This window comes from Pseudomonas sp. PONIH3, assembly GCF_002934345.1.
GTDB classification, from domain to species: domain Bacteria; phylum Pseudomonadota; class Gammaproteobacteria; order Pseudomonadales; family Pseudomonadaceae; genus Aquipseudomonas; species Aquipseudomonas soli.
Genome location: NZ_CP026386.1, coordinates 4,626,218 through 4,650,969, shown reverse-complemented (window position 1 = coordinate 4,650,969; position 24,752 = coordinate 4,626,218). Strand labels below are relative to the sequence as shown.

Genomic DNA, 24,752 nt, shown 5'->3' with positions numbered 1-24,752 from the left:
GTCACAGGCTCCTCATCATGCGCCACAGCACCAGGCAGCCGACCGCCTGCATGACAAAGGCGAACAGCAGCATCATCTGGCCGCTGGCATCACGCCACATGGCCAGCAGGTAGGTGGGGTTGGCGAACAGGAAGTAGCCGACCATCACCAGCGGCAGCGCGCCGAGGATCCACGCGGTGATGCGGGTCTCGCCGGTCATGGCGCGCAGTTGCCGGTCGCCCTGCTCGTGTTCGCGGATCAGCTTGATCAGGTTCTCCATCAGTTCGCTGGCGTTGCCGCCGTGGCGCTGGTTGATGCGCAATCCCAGGGCGAACATGCGCAGCTCGGCCTGGCCGTAGAGTTCGGCGAATTCGCTGACGGCATCCTCCAGCGGCACACCGAGCTGCACGTTGCGCCGCACCCGCAACATTGCCGAGCGCAACGGCTCGCGGGTGCTGTCGACGCCGCCGAGCACCGCCTCGTTGAGGGTGCGTCCGGCCTTGAGGCTGCGCACGCTGTAGTCGAGCAGGCCGGGCAATTGCTGGACGATCTGCTGCAGGCGACGCCGACAGCGCCAACTCAGATACAGGTGGCCGAGCAAAGGGAGGCCCGCCAGCACCATCAGCGCCGCCACCCAGCCGGCCAGCAGGCCGGCGAGCAGGGCCAGCGCCAGCCAGCCCAGCAGCCAGGGGCGCGGGGAAAAATCGGCATGGGCAAGGCCGGCACGCTGCAGCAACGGGTCGAGCCAGTCACGCCGGGCCTTACCGCTGCGCACGACACGGTAGGACCGGCCCAGGCGTTCGAGGATGCGTTCCTCGCCGCGCTTGTACAGGCCGAGACGCCAGAGCAGCAAGGCCATGCCCAGGCACAGGGGCGACAGCGCCAGCAGCAGCGGGCCCATCACAGCACCCCTTCGTGGCGCAGCTTGCCGCCGGCGGGGTTCGGCGCCTCGCGCAGAAAGCCCTCGCCACTGCGCCGGTCCAGGCGGAACAAGGTGTTGGTGACATACACGTCGTCACGCACCCCGACCACCTCGAGCACCTCGCTGACGCAGCGCCGACCATCGGCCAGGCGGGTCAGCTGGATCACCACGTCCAGCGCGGCGCAGATCATCTGCCGCAGGGTCTTCTCGGCAATCTGCCGCCCCGTCAGGCCGACCAGGGTCTCCAGGCGCAGCAGGGCGTCCTGGGCGGTGTTGGCGTGCACCGTGCTCATCGAACCGTCGTGGCCGGTGTTCATCGCGGTCATCACGTCGAGCACTTCGGCGCCGCGGATCTCGCCGAGGATGATGCGGTCGGGGCGCATGCGCAGGGCATTGCGGATCAGCTCGCTGGCCTTGATCTCGCCGTGGCCCTCGGCATTCGGCGGGCGAGTTTCCAGGCGCACCACGTGCGGGTGGTGCAGCTGCAGTTCGGCCACGTCCTCGATGGTCACCAGGCGCTCCTGGGGCGCGATCATCTGGCTGAGGATGTTGAGCAGGGTGGTCTTGCCGGTGCCGGTGCCGCCACTGACCAGGATGTTGCAGCGCCGGCCCACGGCGCGTTCGAGAAAATCGTAGATGGGCTGGTCGATGGCCCGGGTGGCCAGCAGGTCGGCGCTCTTGAGCATGTCCTGGCGGAACTTGCGGATCGACAGGCACGGCCCGTCCAGGGCCACCGGCGGGATGATCGCGTTGACCCGGCTGCCATCGGGCATGCGCGCATCGACCATCGGCGACGACTCGTCCAGGCGCCGACCAAGGGGCGCGAGGATGCGCTGCATGACCCGCTCGACATGGTGCGCGTCGATGAAGCGCAGGTCGGTCTGCTGCAGCAGGCCGGAGCGTTCGACGAACACCCGGTACGGGCCGTTGACCAGGATCTCGGTGACGCTCGGGTCGCGCAGCAGCACCTCCAACGGTCCATAACCGGTGAGCTCGTCGACGATCTCCTCGGCCAGGCGCTCCATCTCGTAGCGCGACAGGGCCAGGCGCAGGCGCGCGACATAGTCGCCCACCTGCTCGAGGACGAACTGCGCCAGCACCGGCCGCGCGCCCTCCAGCAGGTTGCGGCCGCTGTCCTCGATGGCATCGATCACGTGCCGGTGCAGGGCGCGCTTGAGCGCCTGCGGGTCACTGGCCGCGTGACGGGGCCCGCCAAAGGGTTCTTCGCTGATCATCGGTTGCCCCACAGCCGGCGCAGCCAGGTCTGGCCCGGCGGCGAAAGGTTCTCCGAGCGCCGCGCCAGGCGCTCACCGAGACCGCGCAGGGCCTGGGTAAGGCTTTCACGCGGGGCCAGTTCGAACAGGCTCAGGCCCTGGTTCTTGGCGTTCAGGCGCACTTCCGGGCTGTACGGCATGACCTTGAGCAAGGGCAGCCCGTAGCGCTTGGCCAGGGCCTCGGCATCCGGCGCCACCTGGCGCAGGTAGCGGTCCACCAGCAGGCTGGCGTGCTCGAGCTTGATGCCACGGTCGCGCCACTGCTCGAGCACGTCGAGGTTGCGCCGGCAGTCGAGGATGTTCTGGTCGGTGTAGACGATCAACTTGTCGCAGTGGCTGACCAGGGTCCGCAGCGCCTCGCTGTCGGCCTGCCCGGTGAGGTTCACGACGATGTGCTGGAAGTGCTGGCGCAGGGCGCCGAGGAGCATGTGCAGCTCGGCGGCGCTGGACTGTTGCAGGGCCTCGTCGCTGTCGGCATAGGCGAGGATGCGCAGGCCGCCCTTGTCGCGGGTGAAGGCGCTGTCGATCAGGGTGGCGTCGAGCCGGCGCAGGTGGCGCAGGGCATCGCCGAAATGGAACGACGCCTCCAGGCCAAGCAAAGCCAGGCTGTCGCCACGGGGCAGGCCGAGGTCGAGCAGCAGGGTCTGCTGCCCGCTCTCCTGTACCACCCGCGCCAGGTGGGTGGTGAGCAGCGCGCCGTCGGCGCCGCGCTGGGCGCCATAGAGCACGGTGAGCCCGCCCAGGCTGGGGTTGCTGGTGGCCGTCGGCAAGCGTTTGCCCAAGCGCCGCACCAGCCCCGCCACCTCGCTGGCGCGCGAGCCGTAGGCGACGAAGTCACGGGCGCCGGCGCGCATGGCGTGCAGCACCAGCTGGTTATCCATACCGTCGCCGAGGGCGACGATGGCCAGCATCGGCTTGGCTTCCAGCAGGCCCTCGATCAACGCGCACTGGCCAATCAGCTGTTCGCGGTCCAGGCCGATGAACACCAGGTTGCTGAAGGTCATGTCGACCAGCGCCAGCAACTCATCAAGGTTCGCACTGCTGGCGCCGATCACCTGCCCAAGCGGCGCCAACGCGCCCTGCAGCCAGTGCAGGTCTTCGTCGTTGCGGGTCAGGGCCAGGTAAGTCTGGTTCAGGCTTTCGCTCATTGGGACAACCCGCCACGGCCTTCGAAGTTGCCGTTTTCCATGAAGAACAGGCGGCCCCAGCTGGGGTCGTAGGTGCGCAGCGCCTCGCCCGGCAGCTCCGGCAGGCGCGCATTGACGGCCAACGGCTGGACCAGGTGCGGGGTGACGATCATCAGCAGCTCGGTCTCTTCGCGGTTTAGTGCCGACTGGCGAAAGAACGCGCCGATGATCGGCAGGTTGCCCAGGCCCGGCATCTTGTCCACGGCCGAACGCACGTTGCTGCTGATCAGCCCGCTGATGATGAAGCTCTCGCCATCGGCCAGCGAAATGCTGGTGTCGGTGCGGCGCACGCTCAGGCCCGGCACCTGGGTACCGGCAATGACCACCGCGTTGTTGTAGTCGAGCTCGCTGACCTCGGGCGCCACCTTGAGGGTGATGCGGTTGCGGCTGACCACGGTCGGGGTCAGCGCCAGCCGCACGCCGAACTCCTTGTACTCGATCGACACGTTGTCGCTGCCGCTGCTGGGCACCGGTATGGGGATCTCGCCACCGGCCAGGAAGCTCGCGGTCAGGCCGCTGAGCACGGTCAGGCTGGGGCGGGCCAGGGTGTAGGCGAAGCCGCTGTTCTCCAAAGCGTTGATCATCGCCAGGAAGCGGCTGCTGCCGCCGCCCCAGACGATGTTGAAGACGTCGTTGTCGAGCGGGATGCCGGGCCGCACATCGGCGTAGGTCACCGGGTTGGTGCCGGTGGCGACGCCCGGCACGTAGCCGGGGCGCACCACGGTGTTGGGCACGGTATTGGGCGAGCCGATCAGGCTGTTGTTCGAGCCCTTGAAGAACAACCGCGCGCCGGCCTCCTTGTATTTCAGGCGGCGCACTTCAACGAAGCGAATATCGGCCTGCACCTGCACGGGCAGGTCCTCCTGGGCCGTGGGCAGTTGCGCGGCCTCTGCCATGTCGGCGCTGGCCCGGCCCTTGACGAACAGCATGGCCCGATGCGGCTGGGCAGCGCAGTCGGTCCACAGCATGAGGCTGGTGGTGCCCTGCCCCACTGCCGTGAGCAGCACGGCCCGCGCGCCGCTGGGCTGGACATCGGCCACCTTGGGCTCGCCCACCGCCGCCCGGGTGATGGCCACCGGCAAGCGCAGCTCTTGCTGCAGGCCCTGGTCCATCTCGATGACCGAGGGCAGTTGGCCGAAGGCCGCGCAACCCTTTGCGGCCGCCTGCGCCGTCGGTGCGAGCAGGGCCAGGGCCAGCAGCGCCGGGGCCAGCCAGTTACCTCGTGGAGTAACACGCAAAGAACTACGCATGGATCGCATCCTTGCCGGTTCAGGGAGTCTTGTTGTTGTCGCCGTTCTGCGCGCCGCGGATGATCTGCATGGTCGGCGCGCCAGCCGCCGCGGCCGCCGCCTGGCTGGCCAGGGGCACCTGGGACAGCTGGCTGAAGCGATAGAGGTTGCGGTTGGCCGTTTCCACCTGCGCACTGGCGTCCTGGCCGGACCAGTACCCCGCCAACAGCGGTTCGTCGGCACTGCGCACTGCCAGGCGCAGGGTGCCGGCCTGGGCCGCCAGCATCAGCCGGCTGGCCAGGGCCTCGGGCACCGCCAGCCCCACGGTGCGCGCCGGATTGCCACCGATGGTCTGCTGGTCTCGCCGGGCCTTGAGCTCTTCGGCGGTCTGGGCCGGGCGCCCATCGTTGGCCAGGCCCGTCTGCTGGTCGACACTCAGCACACGCAAGGCCGGCAGCACTACCTGGGCTGAAGATTGCGGGTTGTTGTTTTCTTCACGCAGGAACAGCAGCACGTCGACATAATCGCCTGGGCGCAGTTGCCCGGCGGCACCGATCACATCGTCGATGGCCACCGCGACCGCCCGTTCGTGGGGGCGAATCATCCGCGCCAATGGACCGCCGGCCTGGAAACTTGACTCGTCCAGCCAACTGCCCGCAGCAAGGGGGCGGGTACTGCTGCGCCCAAGCACCTGGTCAAGTTGCTGGAACGCGCCGACAGGCACCACCTGCAGGCGCTCGAGCAGCACATCCTCCGCGCTCAAGGGGGTGTTGGCCGCGACCGCCCTGCGCAGGATAACGATGGGCGAACGCGCCGGTTCCGGGGGCGCGACGGGCACGGCAGCGACCGGAATGGCAGCCTCGGAAGGCGGGGTCAAGGGCGTCGGCGCGGGCTCTGGCGGCCGGCTCAAGCGCAGGCCCCAATACCCCGCGAGCAAGGCCGCGAGCAGGAACAGGCCGGCGAGGATCATGGTCAGGCGACTGCTCATCTGCGCTCTCCCTTACGCCCGGGACCAATGATGGCAAAAAGTAACTATTTCGCTATTGGACGGTAGCTGAGGCGCAATCTTTCGCCATTACCTGCGCTGGTTTTTTCGAGCCACGAAATTGACGCGCCGACAAAACAAAAACTTAGCGCCGCCAATTCCAACCAATACTTTTGGATTAATGCTGGCGGCGGCAAAAACTGAGTGCAACACCTGACCTTTCCGGTACGGTGCTGCCACTATGTCTTATACCGAACTCAGCGTTGAAGAGCGCGCCACCATTCAAATCGGTCGTACTCAAGGCTTCAGCCTGCGTAGGATTGCCTGCTTGATCAACCGATCCCCTTCGACCATCAGCCGGGAGCTGCGCCGCAATCGAGATGTCTGTGGCGGCTACTCGGCCCACGCGGCCCAGCAGCAGATGCAGGCTCGCCGCCAGGTGTGTCGACCGAAGCGAAAGCTGTTGCCGGGTGGTGAGCGCTTCGAGTTGGTGGCGCATATGCTCCGTGAGCGTTTGTCTCCCGAGCAGATTGCCGGCAAGCTGCGCAGCATGAACATTCCCAGCCTCAGAGATGCCTACGTCTGTCGCGAGACGATCTATAACGCGATCTATGCCCTGCCGGTCGGTGAACTGCGCAAGGAGCTGATCATCTGCCTGCGGCAAAGCAAGACGACACGCCGACCGCGCTCTGGTGGTGTGGATCGGCGCGGCCAGATCCCCGAGATGGTCAGTATTCATGTGCGCCCGCCGGAGATTGAAGACAGGCAGATGCCGGGGCATTGGGAAGGCGACCTCATCAAGGGTAAGGCCAACGCCTCGTCCGTCGGTACGCTGGTGGAACGCACCAGTGGCTACCTGATGCTGGTAAAGATGAACGACGCGACGGCGACTTCGGCGCTGGAAGGCTTCAGCGCCGCGCTCAATGGCATGCCGCTGGAGATGCGAAAGAGCATGACTTACGACCAGGGCCGGGAGATGGCGCGACACGCCGAGATCACCCAAAGAACCGGCGTGGCGATCTACTTCTGCGACCCGCACAGCCCTTGGCAGCGCGGTAGCAACGAAAACATCAATGGCCTGATCCGCCAGTACCTGCCCAAAGGCACAGACCTGTCGGTACACAGCCAGGAAGAACTGAATGCCATCGCACTGCAACTGAACATGCGTCCGCGTAAGCGCTTCGACTTCAAATGCCCAATCGAAGTTATGGGCGAGGTGATGCAGAAGGCCATGGCTATGCGGCATGATGCTCCAGTTTCAATTCAATGACCGTGTTGCACTCAGCTCCTGCAACCGCCGCTTTTTTACATTTGCAGGCCGCCACGGCTTGGCGATGCTCTGATGGCAAAGGGGTATCACTTATCAAGCCCCTCCGACCGGCGCCCATCGAGCGCAAGGAGACATGCCATGCTGCTGCAACAGATCCTCCTCCACGTGAAGACCTTCCTCGTGCGCAAGGATGGCGCCTCCGGTATCGAATACGCGGTGATCGCGGCCATGGTCGCGGTGGTGCTGGCTGGCTTCGTCACCCCCATTTCGGGCGAAGTGTCGGAGATCATGACCAAGATCCAGACCGCGATCACCCAGTGACCGCACCGCGCCAGCGAGACGTGTAGTCCAACCGCCCGGAGCCAAGCATGCCGACCTCTTCCTTGCGTCAACAGATCCTGCTGGTGGACGACGAGGAGGAGGCCTTGCTGGAGCTGGCCGAGCTGCTGGAAAACGAAGGTTTCTGTTGTCACACCGCCACTTCGGTCAGGTCAGCCCTGCAACAGCTGACCCGCCACCCCGATGTCGCCCTGGTGATCACCGACCTGCGCATGCCCGAGGAGAGCGGCCTGGGCCTGGTCCAGCGCCTACGTGACCACACCGCCCGCCAGCACTTGCCGGTAATCGTCATGTCCGGGCATGCCGACATGGACGATGTCAGCGACCTGTTGCGGCTGCAGGTACTCGACCTGTTTCGCAAGCCGATCTATCACGCCCGCTTGCTCGAGACGCTGGAGAACCTGTTTCCCAAACCGTTGATGCAGGCGGTGAAATAACGCCGGAGTCGGCACCGTACAACGCCCTTACAGAAGGCGCCGCTGACGCGGCGCATCGCCGGCTTGCCGGCGATGAGGGGCACGGCCCCCCTTACAATTGATAACTGAAACTCAGGTTCAGCCGTGGCCGCCGGTTGAAGCTGTCCAGCGCCATGTCCGACATCGGCTTGGCCACCTCCAGCGCAATGTTGTAGTAGCGCATATCGCCAAAGCGAAGCCCCAGCGCCGCCGACGACATCTTCGAGTCGCGCACGTCCAGCGCGTTGAACCAGGCCCGCGCGGTGTCGAGCGCCACGTACGGCTGCACGACCTTGAGCCAGCCAGCGTCGCGCCGGAAGCTGTAGTTGAGCTCGTAGGCCAACCCCCAGCCCTTGTCTCCGGAGCCCTGGTCGCTGGGGTAGCCGCGCCCGAAGTTCTGCCCGCCGAACACCGCCCGCTCGCTGTCGGGCAGGCTGTCGTTGCTCCAGTAGGCCGCCGCCGATGCCACGCCCTGCCAGTTGTCGCTGAAGTTGTCGCTCTGCACGCCCGAGACCCGCAGGCGCAGGAAGTCCAGGTCGTAGTCGGCATTGGTGTTGGCGCCAAGGCGGTCGAGCCCCTGATAGACCCCGGCACTGAGGATACGCAGGCGGCGCGCATCAGCCTTGCGCCAGTCGCCTTCGAAGGACAGAGCGCGGATATCGGTTTCGCTGTCCAGGCGCAGGGGCAAGCCAACCACCTGGTAGTCGATGCGGTCGTTGACCACGTAGAAGCGCCCGACCACCTCCAGCCATTCACTGGGCGAGGCGATCAGCGATTGGCTGATGCCCACCGAGTAGCGTTCGTTCTCGCGGTGCTGGGTCAGGTCGATGCCGTTGTCCAGACGAATGCGCGCCTTGGGATCGCTGCGGTAGCGCGAAGCCGACAACAACAGTTTCGAGCCTTCGGCATCGAGGAACTGGCTGTAGTCGAGGCGGTAGTAATGCTCCTTGTCCTCGCCGGGCGGTACCAGCACGCTGGCGCTCAATTGTTCGGCGAAGTGGGTCTGCGCGTTGCTGCTGGCGCCCAGCAGTGCCTGCAGGTCGTCGCGGCTGCCGTCGTTGAGGCTCAAGGTGGTGGTGACCGGCTTGCGCGAAACCTGGGCGAGCAGGCGGGTCGCGCCGTCGGTGGTCGCCGGCGGCGGCACCTGGGCCTGGAACGTCACCCCGGGGATGCGCCCGACCAGGCTGGTATAGCGCTCGAAGCTTTCGCGGGTCAGCGGACGCTCGGCCTTGAGCCGGTCCAGCAGTTGCACCAGGTAGGCCCGCGCCGCGCCAATGTCGCCCTCGATGTGATAGTCGTGGATGTAGCCTTCCACCAGCACCACCCGCACCCGGCCATCGGCGAAGTCCTGGGGCGGCAGGTAGGCGTATGACAGCAGGTAACCGTCCTGCTGGTAGCGTTGGGTCAAGCGGCGGGTGATCTCGATCAGCTCGGCGAGCGTGACCTCGCGCCCGATCACCGGCTGGTAATGCTCGCGCAGGTCGCTCAGGGGGTAGACGGTGCCGCCTTCGAAACGCACCTTGCGCACCGCCACCGGGGTACTCATCAGCAATGGGGGTTGCCGCGCGGTGTCCACGCTGGGCACGCGCAAGCCGGGCTGGTCGGGGCGATAGGCATCCACCGGCAGGTTGGGCGTGGGCAGACGGCGTTCGGTCTCATTGCTGTTGAGGAAACTCGGCAGGGGCTCGCCCCGGGCCAGGCAGGCTGCGGACAGCCCCAGCATCGTCAGCAGCAATCGGCGCATTCGGACACTCCATGATCCACGAATTGCGGGGTGACCGACCGGCGAACAGCGCACCGGTCGGTCTCACTCACCTTGAGCGTAGCCCGTGGCGTCAGCGCTGCCCGCCTGCCAGAGCCCCTGACACACCATTGAGCGCACCACCAAGACCACCGGCGGGCGCGCCGCCGTTGACCAAGGTGCCCGCCTGGCCGAGCGTTGTACCGACCGCGGTCACCGTCGCGCCAACCTGGCTGACAACCGGGTTGCCTGTGGTACCGGCCAGCTGCGTGCCGGCAGAGCCCACCGCGCCACCGACCTGGTTCAGCAGCCCCGCCACGGGGGCGCCGACGCCGGTGCTGGCGCCAACTTGCTGGGTGACGCTGGAGACACCAGTGACCACCGGGTTGAGGCCGCTGCCCACCTGTTGGGTCAGCGCCGCGACCGGCGCCCCGGCAGCGCTGTTGGCCACGCCGTTGCCACCGAGCACAGTGCCCAGGCTGGCGACGGTATTGCCCGTCTGCACCGAAGTGCCGCCAATACCACTCACGGTCGGGCTGGTGGTGCTCGCCGTCAGCCCATTGCCTGCACCGGCCACCACGCCGCCGACGGTTTCCAGCAGGCCGCTGCGTGGGCCGCCGGTGACAGGGGCCAGCCCGCTCGCCGTGCTGACCGTGGTACCGGTATTGGCCACCGCCTGACCGAGCGTGTTGCTCAAGGGGTTGCCGTTGCCCGCCCCCGCCAGTTGCTGGCCGGCCTGGTTCAGGGCACCACCGGTCTGGTTCAGCGCCTGGTTCAGCGGCCCGGCGAGCCCGGTCTGCCGCGTGGCATTGGCCGCCGTGTTTTCCACCAGCGAGACCACCGGCACCAAGGCATCGCTCACGCCTTGGGTCGCCCCGGCGAGCGGGCCGCTGGTGCCGACCGGCGACAGGGTGTCGCCGAGCATGGTCACCGCCTGGCCGACCCGGTCGACGCCTTGACCGGCCCCGGCAACCAGTTGGTTGACCACCGGCACCTGCTCGACCGGCCCGTTGCTGGCCAGCCCGGCCACGCCCTGGCCAAGGCCGGAGACGCCGCCGCCCAGGTCGGCGGTGGCCGCACCGACCACGCCGACCGTGGTGCCCACGGCATTGTTGCCGGTACCCAATTGCCCCAGGCCCTCGCTCAGACCACCGCCGACGCTGTTCACGGCGTTGCCGGCGGAGGACACCAGAGTGCCAACGCCACCGCTCAACGAGGTATTGCCGGCAATGGGCAGCGCACCGATCACCTGGCCGAGATTGCTCACGCCGTCACCGACCCCGGACACAGTATTGCCCAATTGATCGACCACCTGGCCGGTGACCAGCGCGGTGGGTGTGGTACCACCGCCCGTGCCGCCGTCACCGCCACCAGGCGTGCTGCCGCCGCCAGTACCTCCACCACCGCCGCCGCCACCGGTACCGGCGCTGCCATCACCCGGGGACGTGGTGCCACCGCTACCGCCTCCACCACTGCCGCCCGTGCCATCGCCCCCGCCGCCACCGGCTCCGGCACCCGCGCCGCCGTCGGACGACGAACCATCGACCTCGCTGTGATGCCCGCCGCCGCCGCTGCTGCAACCGGCAAGGCCCAGACTCACGGCCATCGTCAGCGCCGTTGCCGCCTTGATCCACGCTTGAGTGTTCATGGAAGGACTCCCGCTGCTGCTGATTGTTTTTGCTCACAACAGCAGTGAAAGCGCATGGCGCCGAATCGGGTAGCTCACAACTTGGTGTTAGTACCTGTGGCAGGGGCAATGAGGGCGGGAAAACAAGAAGAATTTCAGTGGCTTGACGACGCGCGCAGGGATGTGCCACAAAAGGATTAGTCGTAACTCATTAGTACAAGCGGCAAGCCCTGCCAGTGTTGCCGGGCTTGCCGACCGGGGGCGTCAGAAGTCGAAGAACACTGTCTCCCCGTCGCCCTGGATACGAATGTCGAAGCGGTACGCGGTCTTGCCGTCCACTTCGCAGCGCCTGGCAATCAAGGTCTCGCGCCGCTGCGGCTGTTCGATCAGGTTCAGCACCGGGCACCTGGCGTTCGCCTCGGCTTCGTCATCGAAATACAGCCGGGTATGCAGGTGGATATTGATGCCCCGGGCAAACAGGCTGAGGTTGATGTGCGGCGCCATCGGCACGCCCGCGGCGTTGTTCACCACCCCCGGCTTGACCGTGTGCAGGGTCCACTCGCCGGCATCGAAGGTGGTCGCGGTGCGGCCAAAGCTGTTGAAGGCGTTCTCGAGGTGGTACTCGTCCTGATAGCGGCCCTCGGCGTCCGCCTGCCACACCTCCAGGAACGAGTCGCGCACCAGGTGGCCATTGCCGTCGTACACCTGGCCGATCAGCAATATGTGCTCGCCCGGTGCATCGGGCTGGGCCAGGCGGTTGCAGATTTCATGGTCACGGGTCGGGTTGCCGGCCGCTTCCAGGGCAAGGCCGATATGCACATAGGGGCCGGCGGTCTGCGAAGGGGTTTCCGGCAGCAGTTCGATAGGCATGACGGGGCTCCTCAGCGGTTTTCGAAGTGGGTCTGGCGCTGGCCGCGCAGGACGATGTCGAAGCGGTAGGCCAGGCAATCCATGGGGTTGGCGTGGCTCATGTCGAGCCTGGCGATCAGCCGCTCGACGGCATCCGGGTTGGCGATCGACTTGACGATCGGGCACAACGGGATCAGCGGGTCGCCCTCGAAGTACAACTGGGTGATCAGCTTGGTGGCGATCGACGGGCCGCTGATGGAGAAGTGGATATGCGCCGGACGCCAGTCGTTGGGGCCGTTGCGCCAGGGGTACGGGCCGGGCTTGATGGTGCGGAAGCTGTAGTAGCCGTCGCGGTCGGTCAGGCAGCGGCCGACACCGCCGAAGTTCGGGTCCAGCGGTGCCAGGTAGCGGTCGTTCTTGTGCCGGTAACGGCCACCGGCATTGGCCTGCCACATTTCCACCAGGGTGTTGGGCACCGGCTTGCCATACTGGTCGACCACCCGTCCGGCAACGATGATGCGCTCGCCAATGGGCAGGCCGCCCTGGTTGAAGTTGAGCAGCAGGTCATGGTCGTGCTCGCCGAAGCGCAGGTGGGAAAAGTCCGGGCCGGTGCTTTCGCTGATCGACTGCGGGATGCTGACCAGCGCCTGGCGCGGGGAGCGCGCCACCGAGGTCTTGTAGTCGGGGGTGAAGGCCTTGGGGTGCCAGTTGCGATCACGGATCACGAAGCGGCTGGTGTCCTGGGCGGGCATGCCGGTTTCCTCTCTTGGAATTATCGAACGCCTGGGCGTGGCAGGCGGACTTGCAGTTTCCGGCAGGTGCGACGGGATGAATATTGAATTCAGCGGTCCCAGGCATAACCATTTGGTTATGCGTCAGCGGTCGGGGATACACCTCGGTCTGCACTGAACTAATCTTGGACTTCATGTTTCAGCAACCGGAGAGCTCTACATGGAATGGCGAAAAGGCCGACGCAGCGACAACGTGGTCGATGCCCGCGGCGAAGGGGGTGGCGGCGGCATGCGCTTCGGCGGCGGCAAGGGCCTGGGGCTCGGCGCCATCCTGCTGATCGTCGGCATCGGCTGGCTTACCGGGCAGGACCCACTGCAGATCCTCGGCCAACTGGCCGGGCAGATGGAGCAGCAACAGACCGCCCCTGCCAACGTCGACGGCAAGGCACCGCCGGCCAACGACGAGCAGGCCGAATTCGTCGCCTCGATCCTCGGCGACACGGAGGACACCTGGAAGGCACTGTTCGCCCAGGCCGGCAAACAGTACCGCGACCCCAAGCTGGTGCTGTTCAGCGGCCAGGTCAACTCCGCCTGCGGCTTCGCCTCCTCGGCGGTCGGGCCGTTCTATTGCCCCGGCGACCAGCGCGTGTACCTGGACATGACCTTCTTCCGCGAAATGGAAACCCGCTTCAAGGCCGCCGGCGACTTCGCCCAGGCCTATGTGATCGCCCACGAGATCGGCCACCATGTGCAGACCCTGCTGGGCGTCTCGGCCAAAGTCGATGCGGCGCGCCGCAGTGGCCAGCGCATGGAGGGCGACAATGGCTTGCTGGTGCGCCAGGAGCTGCAGGCCGACTGCCTGGCCGGGGTCTGGGCCTACCAGGCGCAGAAGCGTCTGAACTGGCTGGAGCCGGGTGACGTCGAGGAGGCGTTGAACGCCGCCAACGCCATTGGCGACGACCGTTTGCAACAGCAGGGTCAGGGCCGCGTGGTGCCCGACTCGTTCACCCATGGCACCTCCCAGCAGCGCATGCGCTGGTTCAAGGCCGGGTTCTCCAGCGGCGACCTGAACCAGTGCGATACCTTCAGCGCGCGTAGCCTCTGAAATAGCGATCGGCGGTCAGCCGGCTCCTGCTGCGAGTCCGCTGACCCGCAATTGACAACATCAAAAACGTAAACGTATTCAACAAGTTACAAAATTGCTGAAAAAGCGTTTCAGCTTCTCCCAGCGTTGCCGATAAGTCCTACACAAATCTGCGGGCTATCTGACAACAACAACGCCCAACTTTTGAGATCAAGTGAGCGAAATCATTCTCTGGGAGAGCGTGCATGAACAGTTGGTTCGCCAATATCAGCGTCAACCTCAAACTCGGCCTGGGCTTCGGCCTGGTCCTGGTCCTGACCGGCCTGCTGGCCCTGACCGGCTGGAACAGCCTGGGCAGCCTTATCGACCGCAGCAACTGGATGAGCGACATCACCCAGCTCAACAGTGACCTGACCAACCTGCGCGTGGCCCGCCTGCAGTGGATGCTGACCAACGGCGACGACGCCTCGGCAGCCAACGTCCAGGCCAAGCTCGACGCCTTCGGCAGCCAGCAGCAGCACCTGGTCAACACCTTCAAGAGCCCCGAGAACCTCAAGCTGCTGCGCGAGCAGGGCCAGAGCATCAGCGAGTACCGGGTTTCGCTGGAGAAGATGCGCCAGGGCTACAAGACCACCCTCACCGCCCGCGACTCGATGAACCAGGCCGCAGCCCGCGCCAACGACGCCATCGAAGCGATCAGCGGCGCCGTGCTGTCCAGCAGCGAAAGCGATGCCAGCCGCCTGGCCCAATACCTGCTGATCAGCAAGGCCAAGCAGCAGCTGGTGCAGGTCCGCCTGGACGTGCGCAGCTACATCGCCGACTTGACCAGCGAAGCCGAGCAGGCCGCCCTGCGCCAGCTGGAAAACGCCCTCAGCGAAATCGACAGCCTCAAGCGCCAGCTGCCGGCCGAAGCCTCGCGCATCCAGCAGTTCGAAAGCGCCGTGCTGGCCTACCGTGATGCCGTGCGTCAGTTCCGCGACGCCACTGCCGCCATTGGCGTAGCCCGTGCCGAAATGACCGTGCAGGGCGCCGATATCGTCAAGCGCAGCGACGAGCTGTACAAGATCCAGATCGAGCGCCGTGACGACGAAAGCGTCCAGGCCCGCAGCCTGCAAACCACCGCAACCCTGCTGGCGCTGCTGGTAGGCGTGCTCGCCGCGTTCATCATCACCCGTCAGATCACCCGTCCGCTGCGCGAGACCATGGACGTGGTCAACCGCATCGCCAGCGGCGACCTCACCCAGCAACTGCGCGTCACCCGCCGCGACGAACTGGGCGCCCTGCAGCAAGGCATCGCACGCATGGGCACGACCCTGCGTGACCTGATCACCGGCATCCGCGACGGCGTCACCCAGATCGCCAGCGCCGCCGAAGAACTGTCGGCGGTGACCGAGCAGACCAGCGCCGGCGCCAACAGCCAGAAGGTCGAGACCGACCAGGTAGCCACCGCCATGCACGAGATGGCCGCCACCGTGCAGGAAGTCGCGCGCAACGCCGAACAAGCCTCCCACGCCGCGACCAACGCCGACGACGAAGCCCGTGTCGGCGACAAGGTAGTGGGTGAAGCGATCAGCCAGATCGAGCGCCTCGCCCACGAAGTGCACCGTTCCACCGAAGCCATGACCCTGCTGCAGCAGGAAAGCCAGAAGATCGGCAGCGTCATGGATGTGATCAAGTCGGTGGCCGAACAGACCAACCTGCTGGCGCTCAACGCCGCCATCGAGGCCGCCCGTGCCGGTGAGGCCGGGCGTGGTTTCGCCGTGGTCGCCGACGAGGTGCGTGGCCTGGCCCAGCGCACCCAGCAGTCCACCGAGGAAATCGAAGGCCTGATCGCCAGCCTGCAGCACGGCACCCAGCAGGTTGCCGAAGTGATGAACGGCAGCCGCAACCTGACCGACAGCAGCGTCGAGCTGGCGCGCAAGGCCGGTGGTTCGCTGGAAAGCATCACCCGCACGGTGTCGAACATCCAGTCGATGAACCAGCAGATCGCCGCCGCCGCCGAGCAGCAGAGCGCCGTGGCCGAAGAGATCAGCCGCAGCATCCTCAACGTGCGCGACGTGTCGGAGCAGACCGCCGCGGCCAGCGACGAGACCGCCGCTTCCAGCGTCGAGCTGGCGCGCCTGGGTGGCCACCTGCAGACCCTGGTCAGCCAGTTCCGCGTCTGATCCTGTAACGCATCGCGGGGCAAGCCCGCTCCCACAGATTCGTGGGAGCGGGCTTGCCCCGCGTTCATTTGCGCCTCGGGTTACTTGACGATCATCCCCACCCCGCGCCCACGCGGATCAGACGCCGTCTCCAGCTTCTCTCCGGTGACCCGGATCGCCTGGATGTCGCCCATCTCCCAGCCCTGGTCCTCCAGCACGTAGCCCATCTTCTTCAGGTCGTCAGCCACCTGCCCCTTGAGCGGCGCATAGCTGTCGAAGTAGATGGTGTCCTTGGGCAGCAACTGGTGATGCACGCGCTGCGCCGCCACGGCTTTCTCCAGCGGCATGCCGAAGTCGTACAGGTTGTTCATCACCTGGAAGATCGAGGTGAAGATCCGCGAACCGCCCGGGGTGCCCAGCACCAGCACCACCTTGCCGTCACGCGCCACCAGGCTCGGGCTCATCGACGAGAGCATGCGCTTGCCCGGCGCGATGGCATTGGCGTCGCCGCCGACCACGCCAAAGGCGTTGGCCGCGCCCGGCTTGGCGCTGAAGTCGTCCATCTCGTCGTTGAGCAGGAAGCCCGCGCCCTTGACCACCACGCCGCTGCCGTAGTCGAGGTTGAGGGTGTAGGTGTTGCTCACCGCGTTGCCCTGCTTGTCGACGATGGAGAAGTGGGTGGTCTGGTGCGGTTCCAGCCCCGGCTTGACCTGGTCGGTTGCGGAAATCGCGTTCGGGTTGACCTGGGCGGCACGCTTGGCCAGGTAATCCTTGGCCACCAGCTGGTCGACCGGAACCTTGGTGAAGGCCGGATCGCCGAGATAGTCGGCGCGGTCGGCGAACACGCGCTTCTCGATCTCGGCCAGCAGGTGGATGTACTTGGCGGAGTTGTGCTCGACGCCCTTGAAGTCCGCCGCGCGGTCTTCCTTGATCCCCAGCAGCTGGGCCAGGGCGACGCCGCCTGAGCTTGGCGGCGGCGCGGTGTAGACCACGTTGCCGCGCCAGTTGATGGCGATCGGGTCGCGCCACACGGCCTTGTAGTCCTTGAGGTCGTCCTTGCTGATCAGGCCCTTGTCGGCCTGCATCTGCGCCACCAGCAAGTCGGCGGTCTTGCCCTGGTAGAACTCGCTGACGCCCTTGTCGGCAATACGCTCGAGGGTCTGCGCCAGCTCCGGCTGCTTGAACAGCTCGCCGACTTTCATGCTGCCGAAGTAGTCGTTGAAGTTGGTCGCGGTCTTGAACAGGCCCTGGGCGTCATCACGGTACTGGTACTGCTTCTGGGCAATCTTGAAACCGTTGTGCGCATAGCCGATGGCCGGGGTCAGCAGCTCGCTCCACTTGAGCTTGCCGAACTTCTGGTGTGCCTCCCACAGCCCCATCACCGTGCCCGGCACACCGGCAGCGCGCACGCCGACCAGGCTGAGGTTCTCGATCACCTCGCCCTTGTCGTCCAGGTACATGGTCTTGGTCGCGGCCTTGGGCGCCACTTCGCGGTAGTCGAGGAAGTAGGGTTTGCCGTCGACGAACAGGGTCATGAAGCCACCGCCGCCGATGTTGCCGGCCTCGGGGTAGGTCACCGCCAGGGTGAAGGCGGTGGCGACGGCGGCGTCCACCGCGTTGCCGCCCTTCTTCAGGATGTCGGCGGCCACCTGTGCGCCATATTGATCAGGCGCGGCCACCGCGCCGCCTTCAAGCGTCACGGCAAAGGCGGAGGAGCAGCTCAGGATCGCGGCCCCGAGGGCCAGGGGCTGGAACATGACAATACGCATGCGCACTTCCTTGGTGTTGTTTTTGTTGATCAGTCATTAAGGCCGAAGCCCTGTCACTAAGCAAACACCCCGGTCGTTTCACGCCGCCGACGGGCAGACCCTGTCGCGTTCAGGCAACTCAGCAGGCATAGACCGCCAGCTTTTTCTGGATGAAATCGAGAAAGCACTGGATGCGCAGGGCCAGCTGGGTATTGCGGTAGTAGACCGCGTGGATCGGCTGGCGATAGCCATTGTTGTGCTCGGCGAGGATCACGTTCAGCCGACCGGCGCGGATGTCCTCGTGGGTCATGAAGTGCGACAGGCTGACCATGCCCTCGCCGGCGATGGCCAGCTGACGCAAGGTCTCGCCGCTCGAGGCGACCAGCTGCGGGCGGATCGCCCAGCGGTCGCCCTGGGCATGGCGCAGTGGCCACTGGTTGAGCGACTCGAGGGTGCTAAAGCCGAGCAGGCAATGGGCCTCGAGATCCTCGACCCGCTGCGGCGTGCCATGCCGGGCCAGGTAGTCGGGGCTGGCAAGCACCTGCACCGGGCTGCAGCCGAGCGAACGGGCATGCAGGCTGGAGTCGGCCAGTTCGCCGATGCGGATGGCCACGTCGGTGCTTTGCTCCAGCAGGTCGATGATCAGGTCGTCGGTGTTCAGTTCCAGCTCGATGCCAGGGTACTGCTGACGGAACTCGCCGATCCACGGCAGGATCGCGTGCAGCATGAACGGCGCGGCGGCGTTGATGCGCAGGCGCCCGGTCGGGGTCTGGCGGTTCAGCGAGAGGCGCTCTTCCATGTCGTCCATCTGCTCGAGGATCGCCCGGGCGCGCTGCAGGAAGAAGCGCCCTTCCTCGGTCAGGTCCATGCGCCGCGTGGTGCGGTTGACCAGCGTGGTGCCGAGCTTGCTTTCCAGGCGCGACAGGGTGCGGCTGACTGCGGAGGGCGTCTGGCCGATCTGCTCCGCGGCGGCGGAGATCGAGCCGCTGTCGATGACGGCGACAAATACCTGGAGTTCTTCGGATCGGGTTTTCACGCGGATGGCCTTGGCAGGTGGATGCCGTGATTCATAGCGGTTGGGCAGCAACCGCGCAAGGGGCCGCTACGCGCCCCTTTCGCCGGCTTGCCGGCGAGAGGCCCGTGCAGGAACAACAAGACAGTTGGAGCCGCGCTGTCATTGAGCCTTGCCAAACACCTGGTCCAGATGCTGCTCATAGGCCGCCAGCGCCGCTGGCACATCCGGCCGCTTCATCACATCGACGGCGAGGAAGGTCGGCAACCCGCTCATGCCGAGGAACTGGTTGGCCTTGTGGAACGGGAAGTACACCGCGTCCACGCCCTTGCCCTCGAAAAAATCGCTGGGGTCATCGAACGCCTGCTGCGGCGCGTTCCAGGTCAGCGACAGCATGTATTGCTTGCCCTGCACCAGGCCGCCGCTGCCGTACTTCTGCGAGGCGTCCGAACGGGTACGGCCATCGTTGGCGTACAGGCTGCCGTGGCCGGCGGTGAACACGTCGTCGATGTACTTCTTCACGGTCCAAGGCGCGCCCATCCACCAACCGGGCATCTGGTAGATCACTACATCCGCCCAGAGGAACTTCTCCACCTCGGCCTGGACGTCGTAGCCGCCGTCGATGAAGGTTTCCCGCACATCGAAACCGGCGCGGTCCAGATGGGCCAGTGCGGCATCGTGCAGGGTCTGGTTGAGACGGCCGTCGGAATGGGCGAAGCGTTTACCGCCGTTGAGCAGGAGAATCTTTTTCATGGGAGGGTCAGCCCTGTAAGTGAAGTTGCCGGCAGGTTAGGCAACCAGGCGGCGGGGAAACAGCCAGGGCAGGGCAAAATTCTTTTGCCTGTAAATCACGAATGGTAAGCATATTGTTGATTTAGAATTTGCTCACTCCCCTTACAGAGCGTTTTCCCATGACCGAGCAATACGCTTTCATTCTCAAAGCCAAGACCCGCCCGGAGCAGGCCGAGGCCTTCGAACAGCTGTTCCGTCCTTACGTGGAGCCGAGCCGCCAGGAACCGGGCTGTATCGAGTACCACATGCTGCGCGACAAGGCAGACCCGAGCCTGTTCGTGTTCTTCGAGGTGTGGGCCAGCAAGGACGCGCTGGACGAGCATTCGGCACTGCCACATATGCGTGCCTTCTTCGAAAAACGCATGGATTACCTGGAGCGCGATTTCGATATCCAGATGATCGACATGCTCAGCGCCTCTTCCGCTAGCCGTTGACCAGCAGGTGCCCGCCCAGCAGCGCAAGGCCGATGAAGAAGCAGCGCTTGAACAGCGCTGCGCTGATCCGTCCGCGCAGCCACTGGCCGGCGAACATGCCCAGCAAAGCCGGTGCCAACACCAGCAGTGAAGCCCCCAGGGCCTGGCCACCCAGGGCGTCCTGCCCGGCCAGGCCGACCGCCAGTGCAAGGGTCGAGACGGTGAACGACAGGCCCAGCGCCTGGACCAGCTCGTCGCGGCTCAGGCCCAGGCCCTGCAGGTAGGGCACCGCGGGCATGACGAACACGCCGGTGGCGGCCGTCACCACGCCCGTGAGCAACCCGCAGAGCGGCCCCAGCCAGGCCTCCCTGGCCGGTGCCACGCGCAGCCCTGGGCCGACCAGGCCATAGAGGGCATAGACCAGCAAAGCGGCGCCCAGGCCATGGGCCGCCCACGGACCGCTGTCGATCCCCAGCCAGACGCTGCCCAGCAGGGTGCCGATGAAGATCATCGTCAGCATCCCGCCCAGGCGGCGCAGCAGCGCGAGCAGGTGGCCGCCCGCCGCCAGCTGCCAGAGGTTGGTCAAGGTCGATGGCACGATCAGCAGCGCCGCAGCCTGCGCCGGAGCCATAGCCAGGCCAAGCAATCCCATGGCGACGGTCGGCAACCCCAGGCCGATGACACCCTTGACCGCGCCGGCCAGGAAAAAGGTCAGGATCACCAGCAAAGACAGCGCCGGGCCGATGTTCTGATAAAACGCCAGGAAGGTATTCATGGCCACCATCCTGCCGTGCGGCAAGCGCGCTGAAAATCTGCCATATACTCAGGCAGACTCTTGCCAGGACAGAGGCAGATGCATTTCGACCTGATCGACCTCAAGCTGTTCCAGCACACCGTTGAAAGCGGCAACATCACCGCCGGCGCCCGGCGCAGCCACCTCTCGCTGCCGGCCGCCAGTGCGCGCATTCGCGCCATGGAGGCCTCGCTGGGCATTCCCCTGCTCGAACGCAACCGCCGCGGCGTGCTGCCCACGCCCGCCGGCCAGGCCTTGCTGCAGCATGCGCGGCTGATCGCGCAGCAGGTCGAGCGCCTGCAGTTCGACCTCGGGCAATACGCCCACGGCCTGCAAGGCCAGGTGCGCCTGCTGTGCAACACCGCGGCGCTGACCGAGTACCTGCCGGAGCTGCTGGCGAGCTACCTGGCCGAGCATCCGGGGGTGAGCGTGGATATCCAGGAACTGCCCAGCCTGCATATCGTCCAGGCGATCAGCCAGGGCATGGCGGACCTGGGTATCGTCTCGAATGCCGCGCCCTGCGCAACCCTGCAGACCCTACCGTTTCGCGACGATCCACTGGTGCTGGTGATGCCGCGCGAGCACCCGCTGGCGGCCAGCGACCGGGCAGACTTCAACGCCAGCCTTGCCCATGGGTATGTGGGGCTGGGTGCCGACAGCGCCCTGGCGCTGCATCTGGAGGAACAGGCCCTGCGTCTCGGCAAACGGATGCAGGTGCGCGTTCGCGCCGAAGGATTCGATGGGGTGATCAGGATGGTCGCAGGTGGCGCGGGGGTGGCCGTGGTCCCGTTGACCTCGGTGCGCCGCTGGGAGCACAGCTTGCCGCTGCGCTGGGTCGCCTTGCAGGAGGCCTGGGCGGAACGCAGCTTGTTGCTGTGCTCGCGGGATTTCAGTGCGTTGCCTGGCTACGCCGCCCTGCTTGTCGAGCGCTTGGGCAGCAGCGCCTGAAGGCTGCCGCCACAGGTGATCACCCGTAGCGGCACCTGTGCCAAAGGGCCGCATGGCGACCCGGGCACGATCAGGACGACAGGTACGAGGACCGGGTCAGCCCCAGGCGCAGCGCGTCGAGGTACTGGGTACGCTCGCGGGCGGTGATCCTGGCGCTGGCGACCTTGTCGCGGTAGTGGGTCATCAACTCCTCCGGCGACAGATGCACGTAGCGCAGCATGTCCTCGATGGTGTCGTGGGTCTCGATACCGGCGTGGTACACGCTGCCATCGGCGTTCTGGTAGATGTTCACCGAGTCGGTGTCACCGAACAGGTTGTGCATGTCGCCGAGGATCTCCTGGTAGGCGCCGACCAGGAACACGCCGAGCAGGTAGTCCTCACCTTCCTTGACCGCGTGCACCGGCATGCTGGTCTCGATGCTCTGCTCGTCGACGTACTGGTTGATCTTGCCGTCGGAGTCACAGGTCAGGTCCTGCAGCACGGCGCGGCGCAGCGGCTCTTCGTCCAGGCGGTGCAGCGGGATGATCGGCAGCACCTGGCCGATGGCCCAGGTGTCGGGCAGGCTCTGGAACACCGAGAAGTTGCAGATGTACTTGTCGGCCAGCTTGTCGTTGAGTTCGTCCAGCACCTGGCGGTGCGAGCGCTGACGAGCCTTGAGCGAGTTGTGCAGGCGCCGGCACACGGCGAAGTAGCACTGCTCGGCCAGGGCCTTCTCGGCCAGGGTCAGCTTGCCGTCGGCGTACTGCGCGGCCACGTCGCCCATGTAGTGGGTGGCGCGCCAGTAGGTCTCGGTGACCATCTCGATATCGGTCGGGCCGAGCAGGTCGGCCAGCCACTGCACGGTCTCGGGCAGGCTTTCCTTGTTTTCGATGGTCGGCACTTCGTCGTTGTGACTCTCGACGTCGGTTACCTGGATCACCAGCATGGCGTGGTGCGCGGTGAGCGAGCGGCCGCTCTCGGAGAAGATGTGCGGGTGCGGCAGGCCCTGCGCGTCGCAGAACTCCTTGAGCATCCCGACCACCACGCCGGCGTAGTCGTCCATGTCGTAGTTGATCGAGCTGGCGTTGCGCGAGTGGGTGCCGTCGTAGTCGACACCCAGGCCGCCGCCGACGTCGATGTGATCGACCGGCAGGCCCAGGGCGCGCAATTCGCCGTAGTAGCGGATGGCTTCCTTGAAGCCGTGCTGGTAGTCGGCCAGGTTGGCGATCTGCGAGCCCATGTGGAAGTGCAGCAGGCGGATGCCCTGGTCGAGCCCGGCGTCACGGAAACGCTGCACCACCGAGATCAGCTGGGCGGCAGACAGGCCGAACTTGGATTTCTCGCCGCCGGTGTCGGCCCACTTGCTCGACGCCAGCGACGACAGGCGCACGCGCAGGCCGACCTGTGGCTTGACCTTGAGCTCCGCGGCCTCCTCGATCACCAGGGCGACCTCGGACTCTTTCTCGATCACGATGAACACGTTGTGGCCAAGCTTCTGGCCCATCAGCGCCAGGCGGATGAACTCGCGGTCCTTGTAGCCGTTGCAGACGATGGTGCCGCCCTTCGGCGCCAGCGCCAGCACCGCCAGCAGCTCGGGCTTGGAGCCGGCTTCCAGGCCGATGGAGACGTTCTGGGTGGCGATGATGTTCTCGACCACCGCTTCCTGCTGGTTGACCTTGATCGGGTACAGGGCGGTGTACTGGCTCTGGTACTCGAGGCGGGCGATGTTGGCGTCGAAGGCGCCGGTCAGCTGGCGCACGCGGTCCTGCAGGATGTCGGGGAAACGCACCAGCAGCGGCAGCGACAGGCCGCTCTGGCGCAGTTCCTGGACCTGTTCGAAGAGGTCGATCGGCGCGCTGTCCGGGCCGTTGGGGCGCACTTCGACGCGCCCGGCGTCATTGATGGCGAAATAACCTGCGCCCCAATGGCGGATGCCATAAACACTGCGGCTGTCGGCCACGGTCCACTGGCTACCATCGTCTTTGCGTGTGCGTCGTACGGACATTCAAGTCCCCTGTATGAAAAGTCGAAACACTGCCCCACCTCGGGGCGCTGGCAGTGTAAATACTGAAAATGACGATTCTTCCGTGTCAGGCATAGACCCTGCCCACGGGAACGAGTTTAGAAAGCGCTGGGCAAAAAATCGCGCGGCTGCACTCAGCCGCCGGATTTCTTCGCCTTGAAACCCTGCTTGATCAGCTCGGCGAGCAACAGCTCGACGTGATCGCCCTGGATTTCAATGACCCCGTCCTTGAGCGCGCCGCCGGTGCCGCAACGACGCTTGAGCGTGCTGGCGAGCTCCTTGAGCGGTTCCAAGGCCAGGGGGACGCCCGTGATGGTGGTCACGGTCTTGCCGCCACGGCCTTTGCTTTCACGGCGCACGCGGGCAATGCCATCCCCCTCGGGGATGACCTGCTGCTTGCAGATACAGTCGTCCACCGGTTTGCTGCAGTCGGGACAGTGCCGACCGGCATCGGTGGAAAAGACGAGACCGCCCAGGGCGGAAAAGGAAGAAGCTTTCTTGGCCACTTTTGTTCCTCTGTGCCGAGGACAAAAAACTGGTCGGCGGGAGCCGACCGCGATGCCCCACTCTGGCAGGGGCGGCGCTACTGCCGCAAGGTTGTGCGGCAGCCCGAAAAGGGCGCGCAGTGTAACGATAAATCCGCCTGTTGCTAAGTACAGGATTGCGCCATTTTACGAAAGTTTTGCGACTTCATTGCGGGGCAGCCTGATAGCGCTGCAACGCCACCAGCGAGTCCGGGCAATACGGCAGCGTTGCACTTTCCGCCAGGGCCTGCTCGACACTGATGAACCGCGCCTCGCTGACCTCCTCGGGCTGCAGGCGCAACGCCCCATCCCACACCGCGGAAAACACGGCGCCCCACAGGCGGTTGCCCGGCTGCTCGAAGTAGAACGTCTCGTGGAAGCGCAGCTCGACGCCGCTCACTCCCAATTCCTCGGCCAGCTCCCGGGCCGCGGATTCGGCATAGGACTCCTGCACCCCGACCATTCCCCCCGCCGCCACATCCCAGTAGCCGGGATACAGCGCCTTGCTCAGGGTGCGCCGGTGCACGCACAAGTCGCCTGCGCTGTTGAACAGCAGGATGAAGGTGCAGCGCCCGATCAGGCCGCGCTCGCGCAATTCAGCCCGTGGCAGGGCGCCGAGCAGTTGGTCATGCTCATCGACCCAGGCCACCAGCTCGGCGTCGGAGGCCGCGCGGTGCGCGACCTCGGCAGGATTGACCGGCATC

23 protein-coding genes and 1 pseudogene are annotated in these 24,752 nt (G+C 65.9%); 8 read left to right on the top strand and 16 right to left on the bottom strand.

What is annotated here, in order from left to right; translation table 11 throughout:
* Nucleotide 1: 1 nt before the first annotated feature.
* Genes C3F42_RS21560 through cpaB form a run of 5 tightly spaced genes read right to left on the bottom strand, consistent with a single transcriptional unit; the run spans nucleotide 2 to nucleotide 5,579 of the window.
* The gene (locus tag C3F42_RS21560) at nucleotides 2–883 is read right to left on the bottom strand and encodes a type II secretion system F family protein (RefSeq protein WP_104444881.1); all 882 of its coding nucleotides are present in this window, start codon (nucleotides 881–883) and stop codon (nucleotides 2–4) included.
* Nucleotides 880–2,136, bottom strand: coding sequence for a CpaF family protein (locus C3F42_RS21555; protein ID WP_038706838.1), 1,257 nt, complete (start codon nucleotides 2,134–2,136; stop codon nucleotides 880–882). The genes C3F42_RS21560 and C3F42_RS21555 overlap by 4 nt, the downstream gene beginning before the upstream one ends.
* Entirely contained in the window at nucleotides 2,133–3,323 is a 1,191-nt protein-coding gene (locus tag C3F42_RS21550) for a pilus assembly protein (RefSeq protein WP_038706839.1), read from the bottom strand. Before C3F42_RS21550 ends, C3F42_RS21555 begins: the two co-directional genes overlap by 4 nt.
* Nucleotides 3,320–4,612, bottom strand: coding sequence for a type II and III secretion system protein family protein (locus C3F42_RS21545; RefSeq protein WP_052062228.1), 1,293 nt, complete (start codon nucleotides 4,610–4,612; stop codon nucleotides 3,320–3,322). Before C3F42_RS21545 ends, C3F42_RS21550 begins: the two co-directional genes overlap by 4 nt.
* 19 nt (nucleotides 4,613–4,631) lie before the next feature.
* Nucleotides 4,632–5,579 (bottom strand): Flp pilus assembly protein CpaB, encoded by a 948-nt coding sequence (cpaB, locus tag C3F42_RS21540; protein WP_104444880.1) that lies wholly within the window; start codon nucleotides 5,577–5,579, stop codon nucleotides 4,632–4,634.
* A 238-nt stretch (nucleotides 5,580–5,817) separates the two neighbouring features.
* Between cpaB and C3F42_RS21535 the strand changes: the two genes are divergently transcribed.
* The 3 genes from C3F42_RS21535 (at nucleotide 5,818) to C3F42_RS21525 (ending at nucleotide 7,622) form a co-directional block, all read left to right on the top strand.
* On the top strand, nucleotides 5,818–6,846 hold the full coding sequence (locus C3F42_RS21535) for an IS30 family transposase (protein ID WP_100774681.1): 1,029 nt from the start codon (nucleotides 5,818–5,820) through the stop codon (nucleotides 6,844–6,846).
* Nucleotides 6,847–6,984: 138 nt separating this feature from the next.
* Nucleotides 6,985–7,167 (top strand): Flp family type IVb pilin, encoded by a 183-nt coding sequence (locus C3F42_RS21530; protein WP_104444879.1) that lies wholly within the window; start codon nucleotides 6,985–6,987, stop codon nucleotides 7,165–7,167.
* 47 nt (nucleotides 7,168–7,214) lie between these two features.
* The gene (locus C3F42_RS21525) at nucleotides 7,215–7,622 is read left to right on the top strand and encodes a response regulator (protein WP_023632522.1); all 408 of its coding nucleotides are present in this window, start codon (nucleotides 7,215–7,217) and stop codon (nucleotides 7,620–7,622) included.
* Nucleotides 7,623–7,713: 91 nt separating this feature from the next.
* On the opposite strand, the gene C3F42_RS21520 is transcribed toward C3F42_RS21525, so the two are convergent.
* The 4 genes from C3F42_RS21520 to pcaH all read right to left on the bottom strand — a co-directional run bounded on the left by C3F42_RS21520 (nucleotide 7,714) and on the right by pcaH (nucleotide 12,609).
* Nucleotides 7,714–9,384, bottom strand: a complete 1,671-nt coding sequence (locus C3F42_RS21520) for a ShlB/FhaC/HecB family hemolysin secretion/activation protein (protein WP_104444878.1) — start codon at nucleotides 9,382–9,384, stop codon at nucleotides 7,714–7,716.
* Nucleotides 9,385–9,475: 91 nt separating this feature from the next.
* Nucleotides 9,476–11,029, bottom strand: coding sequence for a collagen-like triple helix repeat-containing protein (locus C3F42_RS21515; protein ID WP_104444877.1), 1,554 nt, complete (start codon nucleotides 11,027–11,029; stop codon nucleotides 9,476–9,478).
* A gap of 243 nt (nucleotides 11,030–11,272) precedes the next feature.
* Entirely contained in the window at nucleotides 11,273–11,878 is a 606-nt protein-coding gene (gene pcaG, locus C3F42_RS21510) for a protocatechuate 3,4-dioxygenase subunit alpha (RefSeq protein WP_023631026.1), read from the bottom strand.
* Between the two features lie 11 nt (nucleotides 11,879–11,889).
* Complete coding sequence (pcaH, locus tag C3F42_RS21505; RefSeq protein ID WP_094012489.1) at nucleotides 11,890–12,609, bottom strand: protocatechuate 3,4-dioxygenase subunit beta; 720 nt, start codon at nucleotides 12,607–12,609, stop codon at nucleotides 11,890–11,892.
* 199 nt (nucleotides 12,610–12,808) lie between these two features.
* On the opposite strand from pcaH, the gene C3F42_RS21500 reads away from it, so the two are divergent.
* From C3F42_RS21500 to C3F42_RS30365, 3 genes and pseudogenes are all read left to right on the top strand, one after another.
* The gene (locus C3F42_RS21500; RefSeq protein WP_038706842.1) at nucleotides 12,809–13,693 is read left to right on the top strand and encodes a neutral zinc metallopeptidase; all 885 of its coding nucleotides are present in this window, start codon (nucleotides 12,809–12,811) and stop codon (nucleotides 13,691–13,693) included.
* A 359-nt stretch (nucleotides 13,694–14,052) separates the two neighbouring features.
* Nucleotides 14,053–14,934: pseudogene (locus tag C3F42_RS30370) on the top strand (methyl-accepting chemotaxis protein); the annotation flags it as partial.
* A 39-nt stretch (nucleotides 14,935–14,973) separates the two neighbouring features.
* Nucleotides 14,974–15,837 (top strand): methyl-accepting chemotaxis protein, encoded by an 864-nt coding sequence (locus C3F42_RS30365; RefSeq protein WP_371041621.1) that lies wholly within the window; start codon nucleotides 14,974–14,976, stop codon nucleotides 15,835–15,837.
* Between the two features lie 80 nt (nucleotides 15,838–15,917).
* Here C3F42_RS30365 and ggt read toward each other — a convergent pair whose 3' ends face one another.
* From ggt to C3F42_RS21480, 3 genes are all read right to left on the bottom strand, one after another.
* Nucleotides 15,918–17,585 carry a gamma-glutamyltransferase gene (gene ggt / locus C3F42_RS21490; RefSeq protein WP_094012487.1) on the bottom strand — a complete coding sequence of 556 codons (1,668 nt, stop codon included), beginning with the start codon at nucleotides 17,583–17,585 and terminating at the stop codon, nucleotides 15,918–15,920.
* A 118-nt stretch (nucleotides 17,586–17,703) separates the two neighbouring features.
* Nucleotides 17,704–18,600: a LysR family transcriptional regulator gene (locus C3F42_RS21485; protein ID WP_094012512.1), complete on the bottom strand. Its 897-nt coding sequence runs from the start codon at nucleotides 18,598–18,600 to the stop codon at nucleotides 17,704–17,706.
* Nucleotides 18,601–18,738: 138 nt separating this feature from the next.
* Entirely contained in the window at nucleotides 18,739–19,329 is a 591-nt protein-coding gene (locus C3F42_RS21480) for an NAD(P)H-dependent oxidoreductase (protein ID WP_023631586.1), read from the bottom strand.
* A 158-nt stretch (nucleotides 19,330–19,487) separates the two neighbouring features.
* On the opposite strand from C3F42_RS21480, the gene C3F42_RS21475 reads away from it, so the two are divergent.
* Nucleotides 19,488–19,802 (top strand): putative quinol monooxygenase, encoded by a 315-nt coding sequence (locus tag C3F42_RS21475; protein ID WP_023631587.1) that lies wholly within the window; start codon nucleotides 19,488–19,490, stop codon nucleotides 19,800–19,802.
* On the opposite strand, the gene C3F42_RS21470 is transcribed toward C3F42_RS21475, so the two are convergent.
* The gene (locus C3F42_RS21470; protein WP_104444876.1) at nucleotides 19,792–20,556 is read right to left on the bottom strand and encodes a sulfite exporter TauE/SafE family protein; all 765 of its coding nucleotides are present in this window, start codon (nucleotides 20,554–20,556) and stop codon (nucleotides 19,792–19,794) included. The two genes, C3F42_RS21475 and C3F42_RS21470, sit on opposite strands and share 11 nt — an antisense overlap.
* 78 nt (nucleotides 20,557–20,634) lie before the next feature.
* Between C3F42_RS21470 and C3F42_RS21465 the strand changes: the two genes are divergently transcribed.
* The gene (locus tag C3F42_RS21465) at nucleotides 20,635–21,522 is read left to right on the top strand and encodes a LysR substrate-binding domain-containing protein (RefSeq protein WP_104444875.1); all 888 of its coding nucleotides are present in this window, start codon (nucleotides 20,635–20,637) and stop codon (nucleotides 21,520–21,522) included.
* 70 nt (nucleotides 21,523–21,592) lie between these two features.
* Here C3F42_RS21465 and speA read toward each other — a convergent pair whose 3' ends face one another.
* The 3 genes from speA to C3F42_RS21450 form a co-directional block, all read right to left on the bottom strand.
* Nucleotides 21,593–23,506, bottom strand: coding sequence for an arginine decarboxylase (gene speA, locus C3F42_RS21460; protein WP_023631655.1), 1,914 nt, complete (start codon nucleotides 23,504–23,506; stop codon nucleotides 21,593–21,595).
* A 152-nt stretch (nucleotides 23,507–23,658) separates the two neighbouring features.
* Complete coding sequence (locus tag C3F42_RS21455) at nucleotides 23,659–24,030, bottom strand: translation initiation factor Sui1 (protein ID WP_023631654.1); 372 nt, start codon at nucleotides 24,028–24,030, stop codon at nucleotides 23,659–23,661.
* Nucleotides 24,031–24,214: 184 nt separating this feature from the next.
* A complete protein-coding gene (locus C3F42_RS21450) occupies nucleotides 24,215–24,751 on the bottom strand; it encodes an NUDIX hydrolase (RefSeq protein WP_094012485.1) in 537 nt (178 codons plus the stop codon).
* Between the last annotated feature and the right edge of the window lies 1 nt (nucleotide 24,752).